This window comes from Acidovorax delafieldii 2AN (genome assembly GCF_000175235.1).
GTDB classification, from domain to species: Bacteria; Pseudomonadota; Gammaproteobacteria; order Burkholderiales; family Burkholderiaceae_C; genus Acidovorax; species Acidovorax delafieldii_B.
On the sequence record NZ_ACQT01000096.1, the window covers coordinates 1 to 13,679 of the forward strand.

12 protein-coding genes and 1 pseudogene are annotated in these 13,679 nt (G+C 65.4%); 7 read left to right on the top strand and 6 right to left on the bottom strand.

The window, feature by feature from the left end; genetic code table 11:
• The 3 genes and pseudogenes from ACDELDRAFT_RS12805 to ACDELDRAFT_RS12815 all read right to left on the bottom strand — a co-directional run.
• Positions 1-203: pseudogene (locus tag ACDELDRAFT_RS12805) on the bottom strand (Tim44 domain-containing protein); the annotation flags it as partial.
• A 38-nt stretch (positions 204-241) separates the two neighbouring features.
• Entirely contained in the window at positions 242-973 is a 732-nt protein-coding gene (ubiE, locus tag ACDELDRAFT_RS12810) for a bifunctional demethylmenaquinone methyltransferase/2-methoxy-6-polyprenyl-1,4-benzoquinol methylase UbiE (protein WP_005797375.1), read from the bottom strand.
• Positions 974-1,183: 210 nt separating this feature from the next.
• Positions 1,184-1,609, bottom strand: a complete 426-nt coding sequence (locus ACDELDRAFT_RS12815; RefSeq protein WP_005797377.1) for a gamma-butyrobetaine hydroxylase-like domain-containing protein — start codon at positions 1,607-1,609, stop codon at positions 1,184-1,186.
• A gap of 149 nt (positions 1,610-1,758) precedes the next feature.
• Here ACDELDRAFT_RS12815 and ACDELDRAFT_RS12820 point away from each other — a divergent pair, with 149 nt between their 5' ends.
• Positions 1,759-2,160 (top strand): hypothetical protein, encoded by a 402-nt coding sequence (locus ACDELDRAFT_RS12820; protein ID WP_005797379.1) that lies wholly within the window; start codon positions 1,759-1,761, stop codon positions 2,158-2,160.
• A gap of 166 nt (positions 2,161-2,326) precedes the next feature.
• On the opposite strand, the gene ACDELDRAFT_RS12825 is transcribed toward ACDELDRAFT_RS12820, so the two are convergent.
• From ACDELDRAFT_RS12825 to serA, 3 genes are all read right to left on the bottom strand, one after another.
• Positions 2,327-2,755 (bottom strand): HIT family protein, encoded by a 429-nt coding sequence (locus tag ACDELDRAFT_RS12825; protein ID WP_005797381.1) that lies wholly within the window; start codon positions 2,753-2,755, stop codon positions 2,327-2,329.
• 161 nt (positions 2,756-2,916) lie between these two features.
• A complete protein-coding gene (locus ACDELDRAFT_RS12830; protein WP_005797383.1) occupies positions 2,917-6,834 on the bottom strand; it encodes a DUF3683 domain-containing protein in 3,918 nt (1,305 codons plus the stop codon).
• Positions 6,835-6,970: 136 nt separating this feature from the next.
• Complete coding sequence (serA, locus tag ACDELDRAFT_RS12835; protein WP_040329105.1) at positions 6,971-8,200, bottom strand: phosphoglycerate dehydrogenase; 1,230 nt, start codon at positions 8,198-8,200, stop codon at positions 6,971-6,973.
• Between the two features lie 299 nt (positions 8,201-8,499).
• Between serA and ugpB the strand changes: the two genes are divergently transcribed.
• The 6 genes from ugpB to ACDELDRAFT_RS12865 form a co-directional block, all read left to right on the top strand.
• Positions 8,500-9,816 (top strand): sn-glycerol-3-phosphate ABC transporter substrate-binding protein UgpB, encoded by a 1,317-nt coding sequence (gene ugpB / locus ACDELDRAFT_RS12840; RefSeq protein WP_005797386.1) that lies wholly within the window; start codon positions 8,500-8,502, stop codon positions 9,814-9,816.
• 115 nt (positions 9,817-9,931) lie between these two features.
• Entirely contained in the window at positions 9,932-10,813 is an 882-nt protein-coding gene (gene ugpA, locus ACDELDRAFT_RS12845) for a sn-glycerol-3-phosphate ABC transporter permease UgpA (protein WP_005797387.1), read from the top strand.
• Positions 10,814-10,985: 172 nt separating this feature from the next.
• Positions 10,986-11,834, top strand: coding sequence for a sn-glycerol-3-phosphate ABC transporter permease UgpE (gene ugpE, locus ACDELDRAFT_RS12850; RefSeq protein WP_005797389.1), 849 nt, complete (start codon positions 10,986-10,988; stop codon positions 11,832-11,834).
• Positions 11,835-11,893: 59 nt separating this feature from the next.
• On the top strand, positions 11,894-12,901 hold the full coding sequence (locus ACDELDRAFT_RS12855; RefSeq protein WP_005797391.1) for a sn-glycerol-3-phosphate import ATP-binding protein UgpC: 1,008 nt from the start codon (positions 11,894-11,896) through the stop codon (positions 12,899-12,901).
• The gene (locus ACDELDRAFT_RS12860; RefSeq protein ID WP_005797393.1) at positions 12,898-13,254 is read left to right on the top strand and encodes a bleomycin resistance protein; all 357 of its coding nucleotides are present in this window, start codon (positions 12,898-12,900) and stop codon (positions 13,252-13,254) included. Before ACDELDRAFT_RS12855 ends, ACDELDRAFT_RS12860 begins: the two co-directional genes overlap by 4 nt.
• On the top strand, positions 13,251-13,679 hold a 429-nt coding region (locus tag ACDELDRAFT_RS12865), incomplete at its 3' end, for a glycerophosphodiester phosphodiesterase family protein (RefSeq protein WP_005797395.1). The genes ACDELDRAFT_RS12860 and ACDELDRAFT_RS12865, both read left to right, overlap by 4 nt.

The following is a 13,679-nucleotide window of genomic DNA, read 5'->3' on the forward strand; positions in this document are numbered from 1 at the left end:
GCGGCCGCTGGCTTGGCGGCCGCTGCATTGGTGGCGCTTTGCGCCGGAGCACCGGGCGCGGCAGGCGGTGTGGCCGCTTCGCGCTGGGTCACGTTGCTGGACTGCTTGCCCACCGACTTGCCACCGCCAAGGCGGCGGGCGTCGGCATCGGGATGCACCATTGCCAGCATCGCCACCAGCACCACAGACCACAGTTTCATCATGTCCAACTCTCCGTTAATTCGTCACCCAAGCTTCGCGCTCAGCACTTGATTCCAACATGAAGGGCCACGATGCCTCCTGTCATGTTGTGATAGTCCACGTGGCCAAAGCCACTTTTCTGCATGAGGGATTTCAATTCTTCCTGGCCGGGATGCATGCGGATGGACTCGGCCAGATAGCGATAGCTGGCGTCATCGCCCGCCACCAGCTTGCCCAGCTTGGGCAGCACATTGAACGAGTACCAGTCGTAGACCTTCTCGAGGGGCTTGGCCACCTTGGAGAATTCCAGCACCAGCAGTTTGCCGCCCGGCTTGAGCACCCGGCACATCTCGGCAAGCGCCAGTTCCTTGTGCGTCATGTTGCGCAGACCGAACGCCACACTCACCACATCGAAATGCGCATCGGGGAACGGCAGCTTCTCGGCATCGCACACCAGCGTGGGCAACACCACCCCAGCGTCGATGAGGCGATCGCGGCCCGTGCGCAGCATGGCCTCGTTGATGTCGGTATGCACCACGCGACCGGTGGCGCCCACCTTCTTGGAGAACGCCAGCGACAAATCACCGGTGCCCCCGGCAATGTCCAGCACCTGGCTGCCCTCACGCAGATTGGCCACCATGACGGTGTAGGCCTTCCAGGCCCGGTGAAGCCCGCCGGACATCAGATCGTTCATGACGTCGTAACGCGACGCGACCGAATCGAACACCCCGCGCACGTGGCGCGCCTTGTCCTTCTCGTCGACCGACTGGAAACCGAAATGCGTGGTACTCATGGCAGTGATGCTAGGCGCGTGGGCGCCTCCCGTACAGCGACAACCCCGTGCTGGCCTGGGACATGTGTCGCGATTTGAATGAAATAGGGCACCAGCGCTCGTCCAGCATGCGCAAGTTGCTCCCAGTTTGATAGTGGGCGTCAGGCCTTGCAGGCCACCCGGAAACGGTCGCAAGCCCGGCCCTGAGGACACAGGCCGCGGCTCACCGGGTCAGTGGCTGCCGCAGCCGTGGCCACCTGTGTGGCTGGCCTTGGGCGCCATGGGCGCATCGCGGTCCATGCCCGCCGCCGCCAGCCGCTCGGCGTACTGCTGCCACAGCGCTTCCTGGCGCTGGCCCAGCTCGTAGAGGTAGTCCCAGGTGAAGATGCCGCTGTCGTGCCCATCCGAGAAGACGGGCTTGACGGCGTAGTTGCCCACGGGCTCCAGGCCGTTCAGCGTCACGTCGCGCTTGCCGGTCTGCAGCACTTCCTGGCCGGGACCATGGCCCTGCACTTCGGCCGATGGCGAATACACGCGCATCAGCTCCAAAGGAATGCGGAAGGCCGCGCCATCCGAAAAAACCACTTCGAGCACGCGCGATGCCTCATGCACCGTGAGCGCCTGCGGCGTGGGCGCGCCCGCTTTCAGACCTGCCATGGGAGACTACCTGTCATAACAATTGCAAAAACAGTTGCCATTGTCCCACCGCGCCACGCCAGCGACGGCAAGCAAGTCCATCCCGCCAGGGTGGCCGCCGTGCCGCCGCCGGCAGAGGCCGCGCCTGGGGCCCTGCACCTGCAGCAACCATGCGCATCCTGAAATCACTGGCAATCTGGCTTTTCATCCTGCTGTGCGCCATCGCCAACGGGGGTTTTCGGGAAGCCGTGCTGCTGCCGCACATCGGCACCACCCCGGCCTATCTGCTGAGCGGGGCGCTACTGGCGAGCCTCATCCTGGGCGTCGCGACGAGCTGCATCCGTTGGCTCGGCATCGAAAGCCCATCGCAGGCTTTGCGCACCGGTGCCTTCTGGCTGCTGCTGACGCTGGCCTTCGAGTTCGGCTTCGGCCGTCTCGTGCAGGACAAGCCCTGGCCGGCGCTGCTGCAGGCTTACACCTTCCGGGACGGCAACCTCTGGCCGCTGGTGCTGCTGGTCACCCTGCTCGCCCCGCGGATCGCGCTCTGGCTGCGAGGCAAAACGCGTTCCTGAGCAGCGCCGCAGGCCGAGCGTATTCGGCCGTGCCAAAAAAGCGCGCCAAAGCGCTCCGTGTTGCAGCGCAAAGCGCCGCAGCAGCCCGGTCCATGGCGAGCCACCGCAGCAAAGGGCCTGTGTTTGGGGCGCGCAAGGCAGACGCGGTGGAGAGCCCCAGGGTCTCTCAGGCCGCCCACTGCGCCAGTGCTTGGCGAACTTGCGCGTCCAGTGCCGGCAGGCGCGCGCACAAGGCGTCTTCCTGGGCGCTATCGCGCTCCCGCAGGGCCGCCGCCCAGACTGGCGCCGGGAAGTGGCTGTCCCAGCCGAAGCGCGCAATCACGTGCCAGTGCAGGTGCGGCACCATGTTGCCGAGCGCAGCCAGGTTGATCTTGGCAGGGGCGAGATGCTCGCGCAGGGTCTGCTCCACCACGGCCACGGCGTCCATGCAGTGTGCGCGCTCTGCGGGCGACAGGTCGGAGAATTCCGCCACATGCGCGTTCCACACCACGCGGTAGAACGCAGGGAAGCCCGCCTCGTTCGCGCGGATCACGCGCAGGCGCGCCCCGCGCCAGACCAGCGCACCGCCGTCTTCCGTGCACAGGGGGCAACTCATCTGAACGCCTCCTGCAACCCACCCATGCCCCCCGATGCACACCACTGGCGCGGCGCCAAGCCAGGGACGGCGGGCAAGGTCCGCCCCGCAGCGAGGGCGCCGTCCCCCTCCCGCGCAGCGCGGGAGGGGGACGGCGCGAAGCGACTCAGCGGGTGCTTCATCTACACCAGCACCCGCTCGATACCGCCCTGGTTGGCGCGGTGCACGTACTCGGGCAGCCAGTTCTCGCCCAGAAGCTGCTTGGCCATCTCGATCACGATGTAGTCGGCCTCGAGCAGGCCGGTCTGCAGGTCGTTGCCGTAGCGCGTGATGCCTTGCAGACAGCTCGGGCAGCTGGTCAGGATCTTGATGTTGTCTTGCGCGCCCACGGCGCCGCTGGCGCGCAGCTGGGCCTCGCCCTTGCGGATTTCCTCTTCCTTGCGGAAGCGCACCTGGGTGGAGATGTCCGGCCGGGTCACGCCCAGCGTGCCCGATTCGCCGCAGCAGCGGTCGCTCTTGAGCACCTTCTCGCCCACCAGCGCGCGCACGGTCTTCATCGAGTCCCCCTGCTTCATCGGGTTGTGGCAGGGTTCGTGGTACAGATAGCCGCCCTGCCCGGCCGGCAGCGTGATGCCTTTTTCGAGCAGGTATTCGTGGATGTCGATGATGCGGCTGCCCGGGAAGATCTTGTCGAACTCGTAGCCCTGGAGCTGGTCGTAGCAGGTGCCACAGCTCACCACCACGGTCTTGATGTCCAGGTAGTTGAGGGTGTTGGCGACGCGGTGGAAGAGCACCCGGTTGTCGGTGATCATCTTCTCGGCCTTGTCGAACTGGCCGCTGCCGCGCTGCGGGTAGCCGCAGCACAGGTAGCCTGGCGGCAGTACCGTCTGCACGCCGGCGTGCCAGAGCATGGCCTGCGTGGCCAGGCCCACCTGGCTGAACAGGCGCTCGGAGCCGCAGCCGGGGAAGTAGAACACCGCTTCGGTCTCGGCCGTGGTGGCCTGCGGGTTGCGGATGATCGGGACGTAGTCCTTGTCCTCGATGTCGAGCAGCGCGCGCGCCGTCTGCTTGGGCAGGCCACCCGGCAGCTTCTTGTTGACGAAGTGGATCACCTGTTCCTTGACCGGCGCCGTGCCCACCGTGGCGGGCGGGTGCGCGGTCTGCTTGCGCGCCACGCCGCGCAACAGCCGGACCGCCATGCGCTGGGCCTTGAAGCCCACCCCCACCATCGCCGTGCGCAGCAGTTTGATGGTGTCGGGGTTGGTGGCGTTGAGCATGGCCATGGCCAGCTTGTTGCCGGGGCGGAAACTCTTCTTGCCCATCTTGCGCAACAGGTTGCGCATGTTCATGGTGACGTCGCCGAAATCGATCTTCACCGGGCAGGGGCTCAGGCACTTGTGGCACACCGTGCAGTGGTCGGCCACGTCCTCGAACTCCTGCCAGTGCTTGATGGATACGCCGCGGCGCGTCTGCTCTTCGTAGAGGAAGGCCTCGACCAGCAGCGAGGTGGCCAGGATCTTGTTGCGCGGGCTGTAGAGCAGGTTGGCGCGCGGCACGTGCGTGGAACACACGGGCTTGCACTTGCCGCAGCGCAGGCAGTCCTTCACCGAATCGGCGATGGCGCCGATGTCGCTCTGCTGCATGATGAGCGACTCGTGCCCCATCAGGCCAAAGCTGGGGGTGTAGGCGTTGGTCAGGTCGGCGTGCAGCAGCGGTTTTGCAGCCAAATCGCCCTGATGCGCTTGCCCTGCCTGCGCATACAGCTCATTATTTCGTAGCAACTTGCCTTTGTTGAAGCGGCCTTCCGGATCCACCTTCTGCTTGTACTGCGCAAACGGGCGCAGCTCATCGTCGGTGAGGAACTCGAGCTTGGTGATGCCGATGCCGTGTTCGCCCGAGATCACGCCGTCCAGGCTGCGGGCCAGCGCCATGATGCGCTCCACCGCTTCGTGCGCGGTCTGCAGCATCTCGTAGTCGTCGCTGTTGACGGGGATGTTGGTGTGGACATTGCCGTCGCCCGCGTGCATGTGCAGCGCCACCCACACGCGCCCCTTGAGCACCCGCTGGTGGATGGCCGTGGTTTCGTCGAGGATGGGCTTGAACGCCGCGCCCGAAAAGATGCTTTGCAGCGGCGCGCGCAGTTGCGTCTTCCAGCTGGCACGCAGCGTGTGGTCCTGCAGCTGCGGAAACAGCGAAGCCACATCCTGCAGCCAGCCCGACCACAGCGCACGCACCTCGGCCACCAGGGCCGTGGCCTGCGCCACGCGGTCTTCCAGCAGCTCGGCCGTGGGGATCTCGCTGGCGTCGTCCTGCTTGCCCAGCGGCAGATTGCCGCGCTCGAAGAAGTCGGTGAGCGCATCGCACAGCTTGAGCTTGTTGCGCAGGCTCAGTTCGATGTTGATGCGCTCGATGCCATCGGTGTACTCGGCCATGCGCGGCAGCGGGATCACCACGTCTTCGTTGATCTTGAAGGCGTTGGTGTGGCGGCTGATGGCGGCCGTGCGCTTGCGGTCCAGCCAGAACTTCTTGCGCGCCTCGGGGCTGATGGCCACAAAGCCTTCGCCGCTGCGCGAGTTGGCAATGCGCACGACTTCGCTGGTCACGCGCGCCACCTCGTCCGCGTCGTCGCCTGCGATATCGCCGAACAGCACCATCTTGGGCAGGCCGCCGCCATGCTTCTTGCTCTTGGTGGTGTAGCCCACGGCTTTCAGGTAGCGGTCGTCCAGGTGCTCCAGACCGGCCAGCAGCACGCCTGAGCGCTTTTGCTCGGCGAACATGAAGTCCTTGATCTCGACGATGCTGGGCACGGCATTCTTGGCGTTGCCGAAGAACTCCAGGCACACGGTGCGGGTGTGCTCGGGCATGCGGTGCACCACCCAGCGCGCGCTGGTGATGAGGCCGTCGCAGCCCTCCTTCTGGATGCCCGGCAGGCCCGAGAGGAACTTGTCCGTCACGTCCTTGCCCAGGCCCTCCTTGCGGAAGGTCTTGCCCGGGATGGCGAGGCGCTCGGTGCGCACGGGCGTCTTGCCATCGGCCTCGAAATACTGCAGCTCGAAGGTGGCCGTCTCCACATCGTGGATCTTGCCCATGTTGTGGTCCAGGCGGGTGACTTCGAGCCACTGCGCCTCGGGCGTCACCATGCGCCAGCTGGCCAGGTTGTCGAGCGCCGTGCCCCACAGCACGGCCTTCTTGCCGCCCGCGTTCATGGCGATGTTGCCGCCGATGCAGCTGGCCTCGGCGCTGGTCGGGTCCACGGCGAAGACGAAGCCCGCGCGCTCGGCCGCGTCGGCCACGCGCTGGGTGACCACGCCGGCTTCGGTCCAGATGGTGCCCACGTCACGGCCCAGGCCCGGCAGGCGACGCATTTCCACCTCGGTCATGGCCTCGAGCTTCTCGGTGTTAATGACCACGCTCTTCCAGGTGAGCGGAATGGCGCCGCCGGTGTAGCCGGTGCCACCCCCGCGCGGGATGATGGTCAAGCCCAGCTCAATGCAGCCCTTGACGAGGCCGGCCATCTCGGCCTCGGTGTCAGGGGTGAGCACCACAAAGGGGTATTCGACGCGCCAGTCGGTCGCGTCGGTCACATGGGACACACGCGAGAGGCCGTCGAACTTGATGTTGTCCCTGGCCGTCAGGCGCCCCAGCGTGCGCTGGATCTGGCGGCGCAGCGTGGCGGCCTGATCGAACTTGGCATCGAATTCAGCCACTGCGCGGCGCGCTGCCTGGGCCAGTTCACCCACGAGGCGGTCGCGCTCGGCGTCATCTGCCGGGGTGCGGCGCTTTTCGATTTCACCCAGGCGGTGCTGCAGCGCATCGACCAGCAGCTTGCGCCGCGCGGGGTTGTCCAGCAGGTCGTCCTGCAGGTAGGGATTGCGCTGCACCACCCAGATATCGCCCAGCACTTCGTAGAGCATGCGGGCGGAGCGGCCTGTGCGGCGCTCCATGCGCAACTGGTCAAGCACTTCCCAGGCCGGTGCGCCCAGCAGGCGGATCACGATCTCCCGGTCGGAGAAGGAGGTGTAGTTGTAGGGAATTTCGCGCAGACGCGCAGGCTCGGCGGCCTGCGACTGCAAGGCTGCCAACGCAATCGGAACATTCATGGGGGTCAACCTGGGGTGGGCGCCGCGCGCCCATGAGCCTCGGGGGGGAGATTTTATGCCAGCGGGCCGTCTGCCGCCGGCCCCCGGCGATCCCGGCCCCGCCGCTGCACTGTGCCAGCGCAGCGGGGGACAGAACTTAGAACAGCACGCGGCTGCGCAGGGTTCCCGGCACGTGGGCCAGCTTGTCGAGCGCCAGGTCGGACGATGCGGCGTCGATATCGATCACCACGTAGCCGATCTTTTCGTTGGTCTGCAGGTACTGGGCGGCAATGTTGATGTGGTTTTCCGAGAAGATGCGATTGATCTCCGACAGGACACCCGGTACGTTGCGGTGGATGTGCAGCAGCCGGTGCTTGCCGGGGTGGGCCGGCAGCGCCACCTCGGGGAAGTTGACCGACGAGGTGCTGGTGCCGTTGTCGCTGTACTTGACGAGTTTTTCGGCCACCTCCAGGCCGATGTTGGCCTGCGCCTCCATGGTGGAGCCGCCGATGTGGGGCGTGAGGATGACGTTGTCAAGCCCGCGCAGCGGCGACAGGAACTCGTCCTTGTTGGAGCGCGGCTCCACCGGGAACACATCGATGGCCGCGCCCAGCAGCTTGCGGGCCCGCAGCGCCTCGGCCAGGGGCTCGATCTCCACCACCGTGCCGCGCGCGGCGTTGATGAGGATGCCGCCGAGTTTCATGGCGGCGATTTCGGCGGCGCCGATCATCCATTGGGTGGCGGGCGTCTCGGGCACATGCAGGCTCACGATGTCACTCTGGCCCAGCAACGCGTGCAGGTCGGCCACCTGGCGCGCGTTGCCCAGGGGCAGCTTGCTGACCACGTCGTAGAACGCGACGTGCATGCCCAGCGCCTCGGCCAGCACCGACAACTGGGTGCCGATGGAGCCGTAGCCCACGATGCCCAGCGTCTTGCCCCGCACCTCGTAGGCGTTGTCGGCCGATTTCATCCAGCCGCCGCGGTGCGCCACGGCGTTCTTTTCAGGGATGCCACGCAGCAGCAGGATGGCCTCGGCCAGCACCAGCTCGGCCACCGAGCGCGTGTTGGAGTAAGGCGCATTGAAGACGGCGATGCCGCGTTCACGGGCAGCGTTCAGGTCCACCTGGTTGGTGCCAATGCAGAAACACCCGACCGCCACGAGCTTGTGCGCATGGGCAAAGACCTCTTCGGTGAGCTGCGTGCGCGAACGAATGCCCACGAAATGAGCGTCCGCAATCTTGCGCTTGAGTTCGTCGTCGGCCAGCGCACCTGACACGGTCTCGATCTGTGAATAACCGGCGGCGCGGATGACATCCAGCGCGGAAGCGTGGATGCCCTCCAGCAACAGGAACTTGATCTTGCTTTTGTCCAGGGAAGTGGTGGCCATGGTGAACGGAAGGTTGAAAAAACACCCGGCTTGCACACGCACGCGGCATTGCGAGCCGACAGGGCAGCAAGCATGATGCATTGCACAAAAATCCGCTACTTCCGTTGCAATGGCCTTGGCGCCGTCCGAGAATTAGCGCAAGCCGCCGCGTGACAGTCACAATCCGGCGCGCACACCGCAGGCCCAGCGGGTTTCCCCGGTTGTCCGGGGTTGCGGGCCTGTGAGACAACGACACATCAGCGACACAAACGCCTCGTAACATGGGCCGTTTGTGTCTTCGTCATTTAGGAGGAGTATTCATGCAATTCAAGCAACTGGCCCTCACGGCAGCCCTGGCTGCCACCGCCTGCGTTTCGGCTCAGGCGCAAACTGAAATCCAGTGGTGGCACGCGATGACCGCCGTGAACAACGAGTGGGTCAACGACCTCGCCAAGCAGTTCAACGAGAGCCAGAAGGAATACAAGGTCGTGCCCACCTTCAAGGGCTCGTATGACGAAAACATGACGGCGGCCATTGCGGCCTTCCGCTCGGGCAACGCCCCGCACATCCTGCAGGTGTACGAAGTGGGCACGGCCACCATGATGGCCAGCAAGGGCGCCACCGTGCCCGTGGGCAAGGTGATGCAGGACGCCGGCGTCAGCTTCGACCCCAAGACGTACATCCCTGCCGTGGCAGCCTACTACACGGCTCCCAACGGCCAGATGCTGAGCTTCCCGTTCAACAGCTCGACCACCATCTTCTATTACAACAAGGACGCCTTCAAGAAGGCCGGCCTGAACCCCGACAAGGCACCCGCCACCTGGCCCGAGGTCTTTGAAGCCGCCAAGAAGCTCAAGGCCAGCGGCCACAGCTGCCCCATGACGCTGGCCTGGAACGGCTGGACCCAGCTGGAATCGTTCTCGGCCTGGCACAACGTCGAGTTCGCCACCGAGAAGAACGGCCTGAGCGCGAATGGCTACAAAGCCCGCATGAAGATCAACTCGCCCCTGCACGTGCGGCACATCGACAACCTGGCCAAGGCGGCCAAGGCTGGCGAGTACATCTACAAGGGCCGTGGCTCCGCCGCCCAGGCTTCGTTCACCGCCGGTGAGTGCGCCATGATCCAGACCTCTTCGGGCTTCTACGGCGACGTGGCCAAGAACGCCAAGTTCGCCTACGGCCTGGCCCCCATGCCCTACTACCCCGATGTGAAGGGTGCCCCGCAGAACACCGTGATCGGCGGTGCCTCGCTGTGGGTCATGGCCGGCAAGAAGCCCGCCGAGTACAAGGGCGTGGCCAAGTTCTTCGAGTTCCTGTCGGACACCAAGGTGCAGGCCGCCAGCCACCAGCGCACGGGCTACCTGCCCATCACGATGGGCGCCTATGAGCTGACCGACAAGTCCGGCTTCTACACCAAAAATCCCGGCACCGACGTGGCGGTGAACCAGATGGTGCGCAAGGTGACCGACAACTCCCGCGGTATCCGCCTGGGCAACTATGTGCAGATCCGCACCATTGAGGACGAAGAACTCGAACAGGTGTGGTCCGGCAAGAAGTCGGCCAAGGAAGCCCTCGACGCCATCGTGAACCGCGGCAACGAACTGCTGGCCCGTTTCGAGCGTTCTTACAAGCAATAATGGGTTGGCGCCCTCTGGGGGCGCCTCTCCCCCGCCAACGGCCCCTGCCCAGGGGCCGTTTCACCTCTCCCGACGGCTGCGTGGCGCACCGGCGGTTTTTTTGTTTGTGACCGTCATGGAAAAACGCGTTCTTTTCCGCTCGGCATGGCTGCCCTGGGTGCTAATCGCCCCCCAGCTGCTCATCATCGGCATCTTCTTCTTCTGGCCCGCGGGGCAGGCCGTGGTCCAGTCCTTCCAGACAGAGGATGCCTTCGGCATGAGCACCGAATGGGTGGGGCTAGACAACTTCCGGCAGTTGCTGGACAACCCGTCGTACCTCGATTCCTTCCAGCGCACGGCCGTGTTCTCGGTGCTGGTGGCGGGCATCGGCATCGTGGTGTCGCTGGTGCTGGCCATCTTCGCCGACCGCATCGTGCGCTTTGCCATGGTCTACAAGACCTTGCTCATCGTGCCCTACGCGGTGGCGCCGGCCATCGCCGGCGTGCTATGGGTGTTCCTGTTCTCGCCCTCGATCGGCGTGGTCACCTACTACGTGGGCGCGCTGGGCTACAACTGGAACCACATGATGAACGACGGGCAGGCGATGACGCTCATCGTGATCGCTTCGGTCTGGAAGCAGATTTCGTACAACTTCCTGTTCTTCCTGGCGGGCCTGCAGTCGATACCGAAAGCCCTGATCGAGGCGGCCTCCATCGACGGCGCGGGCCCCTGGCGCCGTTTCTGGAACATCCAGCTGCCGCTGCTGTCGCCCACCACGTTCTTCCTGCTGGTGATCAACATCGTCTACGCGTTTTTCGACACCTTCGGCATCATCGACGCCGCGACGCAGGGCGGCCCCGGCCAGTCCACCTCCATCCTGGTCTACAAGGTGTACCAGGACGGATTCAAGGCGCTCGACCTGGGCGGCTCGGCCGCACAGTCCGTCATCCTGATGTGCATCGTGGTAGCGCTCACGGTGGTCCAGTTCCGCTACGTGGAAAAAAAGGTGCAGTACTGAATGAAGACTCCCCCCTGTGCCACTTCGCTCCTTCCCCCCGCTCTCGCGTCGCTGTGCGCTGCGGGCTGGGGGATGCCAACTGCGCGGCGGGGCGGCCCTTGCACGGCGGTCGCGCTGAACGCGCGCCAGTTCCCTCCGCCGTGGGCAGTGCAACTCACTATGAAGAATCGAAATGGTTGACCGCAATCCCTGGCTCAATTTCCTGTCCCACGCCGTGCTCATCCTCGGCGTGGCCATCGTGGCCTTTCCGCTGTACCTGGCACTGATCGCGTCCACCCATACGGCCGATGCCATCGTGCAGTCACCCATGCCGCTGCTGCCCGGCACCCACCTGTGGGAGAACTACAAGGCCGCGCTGCTCGGCGCGGGCAAGCTGGGCTCCAACACCACCGTCATGCACATGATGTGGGTGAGCTTCGTGGTGGCGATGGTCATCACCGTGGGCAAGATCGCCATCTCGCTGCTATCGGCCTTTGCCATCGTGTACTTCCGCTTTCCGTTCAAGATGGTGTGCTTCTGGGCCATCTTCCTCACGCTGATGCTGCCCGTGGAAGTGCGCATCCTGCCCACCTACAAGGTGGTGGCCGACCTGGGCCTCCTCAACAGCTACGCGGGCCTCACGCTGCCGCTGATCGCCTCGGCCACGGCCACGTTCCTTTTCCGGCAGTTCTTCCTGTCGGTACCGGACGAGCTGGTGGAGGCCGCGCGCATTGACGGCGCAGGCCCCATGCGCTTCTTCAAGGATGTGCTGGTGCCGCTGTCGCGCACCTCGATCGCAGCGCTTTTCGTGATCCAGTTCATCTATGGCTGGAACCAGTATCTGTGGCCTCTGCTGATGACCACCACCGAAGACATGTACCCCGTGGTGATCGGCATCAAGCGCATGCTGGCTGGCGGTGAAGCCGCCGTCGACTGGAACATCGTCATGGCCACCGCGCTGATGGCGATGCTGCCGCCCACGGCCGTCGTCATCCTGATGCAGAAGTGGTTCGTCAAGGGCCTGGTGGACACCGAGAAGTGATCCGCCCCCCGATCTAATCGCGCACCGCTTCTGCCCCACTGAACACACCCGCACACCTTATGGCTTCCATCTCCCTCAAGAACATCGTCAAGCGCTATGGCACCGGCAAGGCGGCCGTGCCCGTCATCCACGGGGTCAACGCCGAGGTCAAGGATGGCGAATTCATCGTCATCGTCGGCCCGTCGGGCTGCGGCAAATCCACCCTGCTGCGCATGGTGGCCGGCCTGGAAGAAATCACCGACGGCACGATCTCCATCGGCGCGCGCGTGGTCAACAACCTCGAGCCCGCGCAGCGCGACATCGCCATGGTGTTCCAGAACTACGCGCTGTACCCGCACATGAGCGTGTTCGACAACATGGCCTATGGCCTGAAGATCGCCAAGGCGCCCAAGGATGAGATCAAGGCGCGCGTGGACAAGGCAGCCCAGATCCTGGAGCTGGGCCACCTGCTCGAACGCAAGCCCCGCCAGCTCTCGGGCGGCCAGCGCCAGCGCGTGGCCATGGGCCGCGCGATCGTGCGCCAGCCGCAGGTGTTCCTGTTCGACGAGCCGCTGTCCAACCTGGACGCCAAGCTGCGCGCGCAGACACGCATCGAGATCCAGAAGCTGCACCGCGAGCTGGGCATCACCAGCCTGTTCGTCACCCACGACCAGGTCGAGGCCATGACGCTGGCGCAGCGCATGATCGTGATGAACGCTGGCAACATGGAGCAGTTCGGCACGCCCGAAGAGGTCTACCACACGCCCGCCTCGACCTTTGTAGCCAGCTTCATCGGCTCGCCGCCCATGAACCTTCTGCAGCATGCCCCCGGCTGCACGCCCGGCACGCTGCTGGGTGTGCGGCCCGAGCACCTGGACATCACCCCCGAGGGCGGCTGGGCGGCGCAGGTGGAGACCGTCGAGCTGCTGGGCGCGGAGCGCCTGGTGTACTGCCGGGTGGGCGGCGAACAGCTCATCGTGCGCATCGAGGAAGGCACGCATTCGCCGCAACCGGGCGACACCATCCACGTCACGCCCCGCGCCCATCGGCTGCACACCTTTGACGCCGCCACCGGCAAGCGGCTGTGAGCGTGCGGGCCGTCGCGCGGATCCACGCCACGGTGCCGGTGCTGGCTTCGCTCGATCTTTCCGAGACCGAGGCCTTCTACCGCGAACGGCTGGGATTCGCCTGCGCCCTGCGGGCCAACGGCTACCTCATCGTTGCGCGCGACGGCTGTGAACTGCATTTCTGGCCGTGCGCCGAGCGGCACATCGCCGAGAACACCTCGTGCTATGTGCGCGGCGACACCCGCGCGCTGCATGCCGAATTCACCGCGCGCGGCCTGTCGCTTACGCCCCCCGAGGAACGCGCGTGGGGAATGCGCGAGCTGTATGTGATCGACCCGCACGGCAATCTGCTCAAGTTCGGAGAACCACTATGACCCCACTGCCCCCCTGGCCCTACCCCCGCTGGATCGCCCACCGCGGCGCCGGCAAGCTGGCCCCCGAAAACACGATGTCGGCATTCCGCCTGGGCGCGCAATACGGCTACCGCATGTTTGAGTGCGATGCCAAGCTCAGCGCGGATGGCGTGCTGTTTCTGATGCACGACGCCACGCTGCAGCGCACCACCAACGGGCAGGGCACGGGTGGCGACCTGCCCTGGTCTGCGCTGGCGCAATTCGACGCCGGTAGCTGGCATTCGCGCGCCTGCGCGGGCGAGCCGCTGCCCACGCTGGAGCACCTGGCGCGCTACTGCATTGCCAACGGCTACTTTCTCAACATCGAGATCAAGCCCACGCCCGGCACCGAGGCCGAGACCGGCCACGCCGTGGCCGCTCTGGCGGCGCGCCTGTGGCACGGCCAG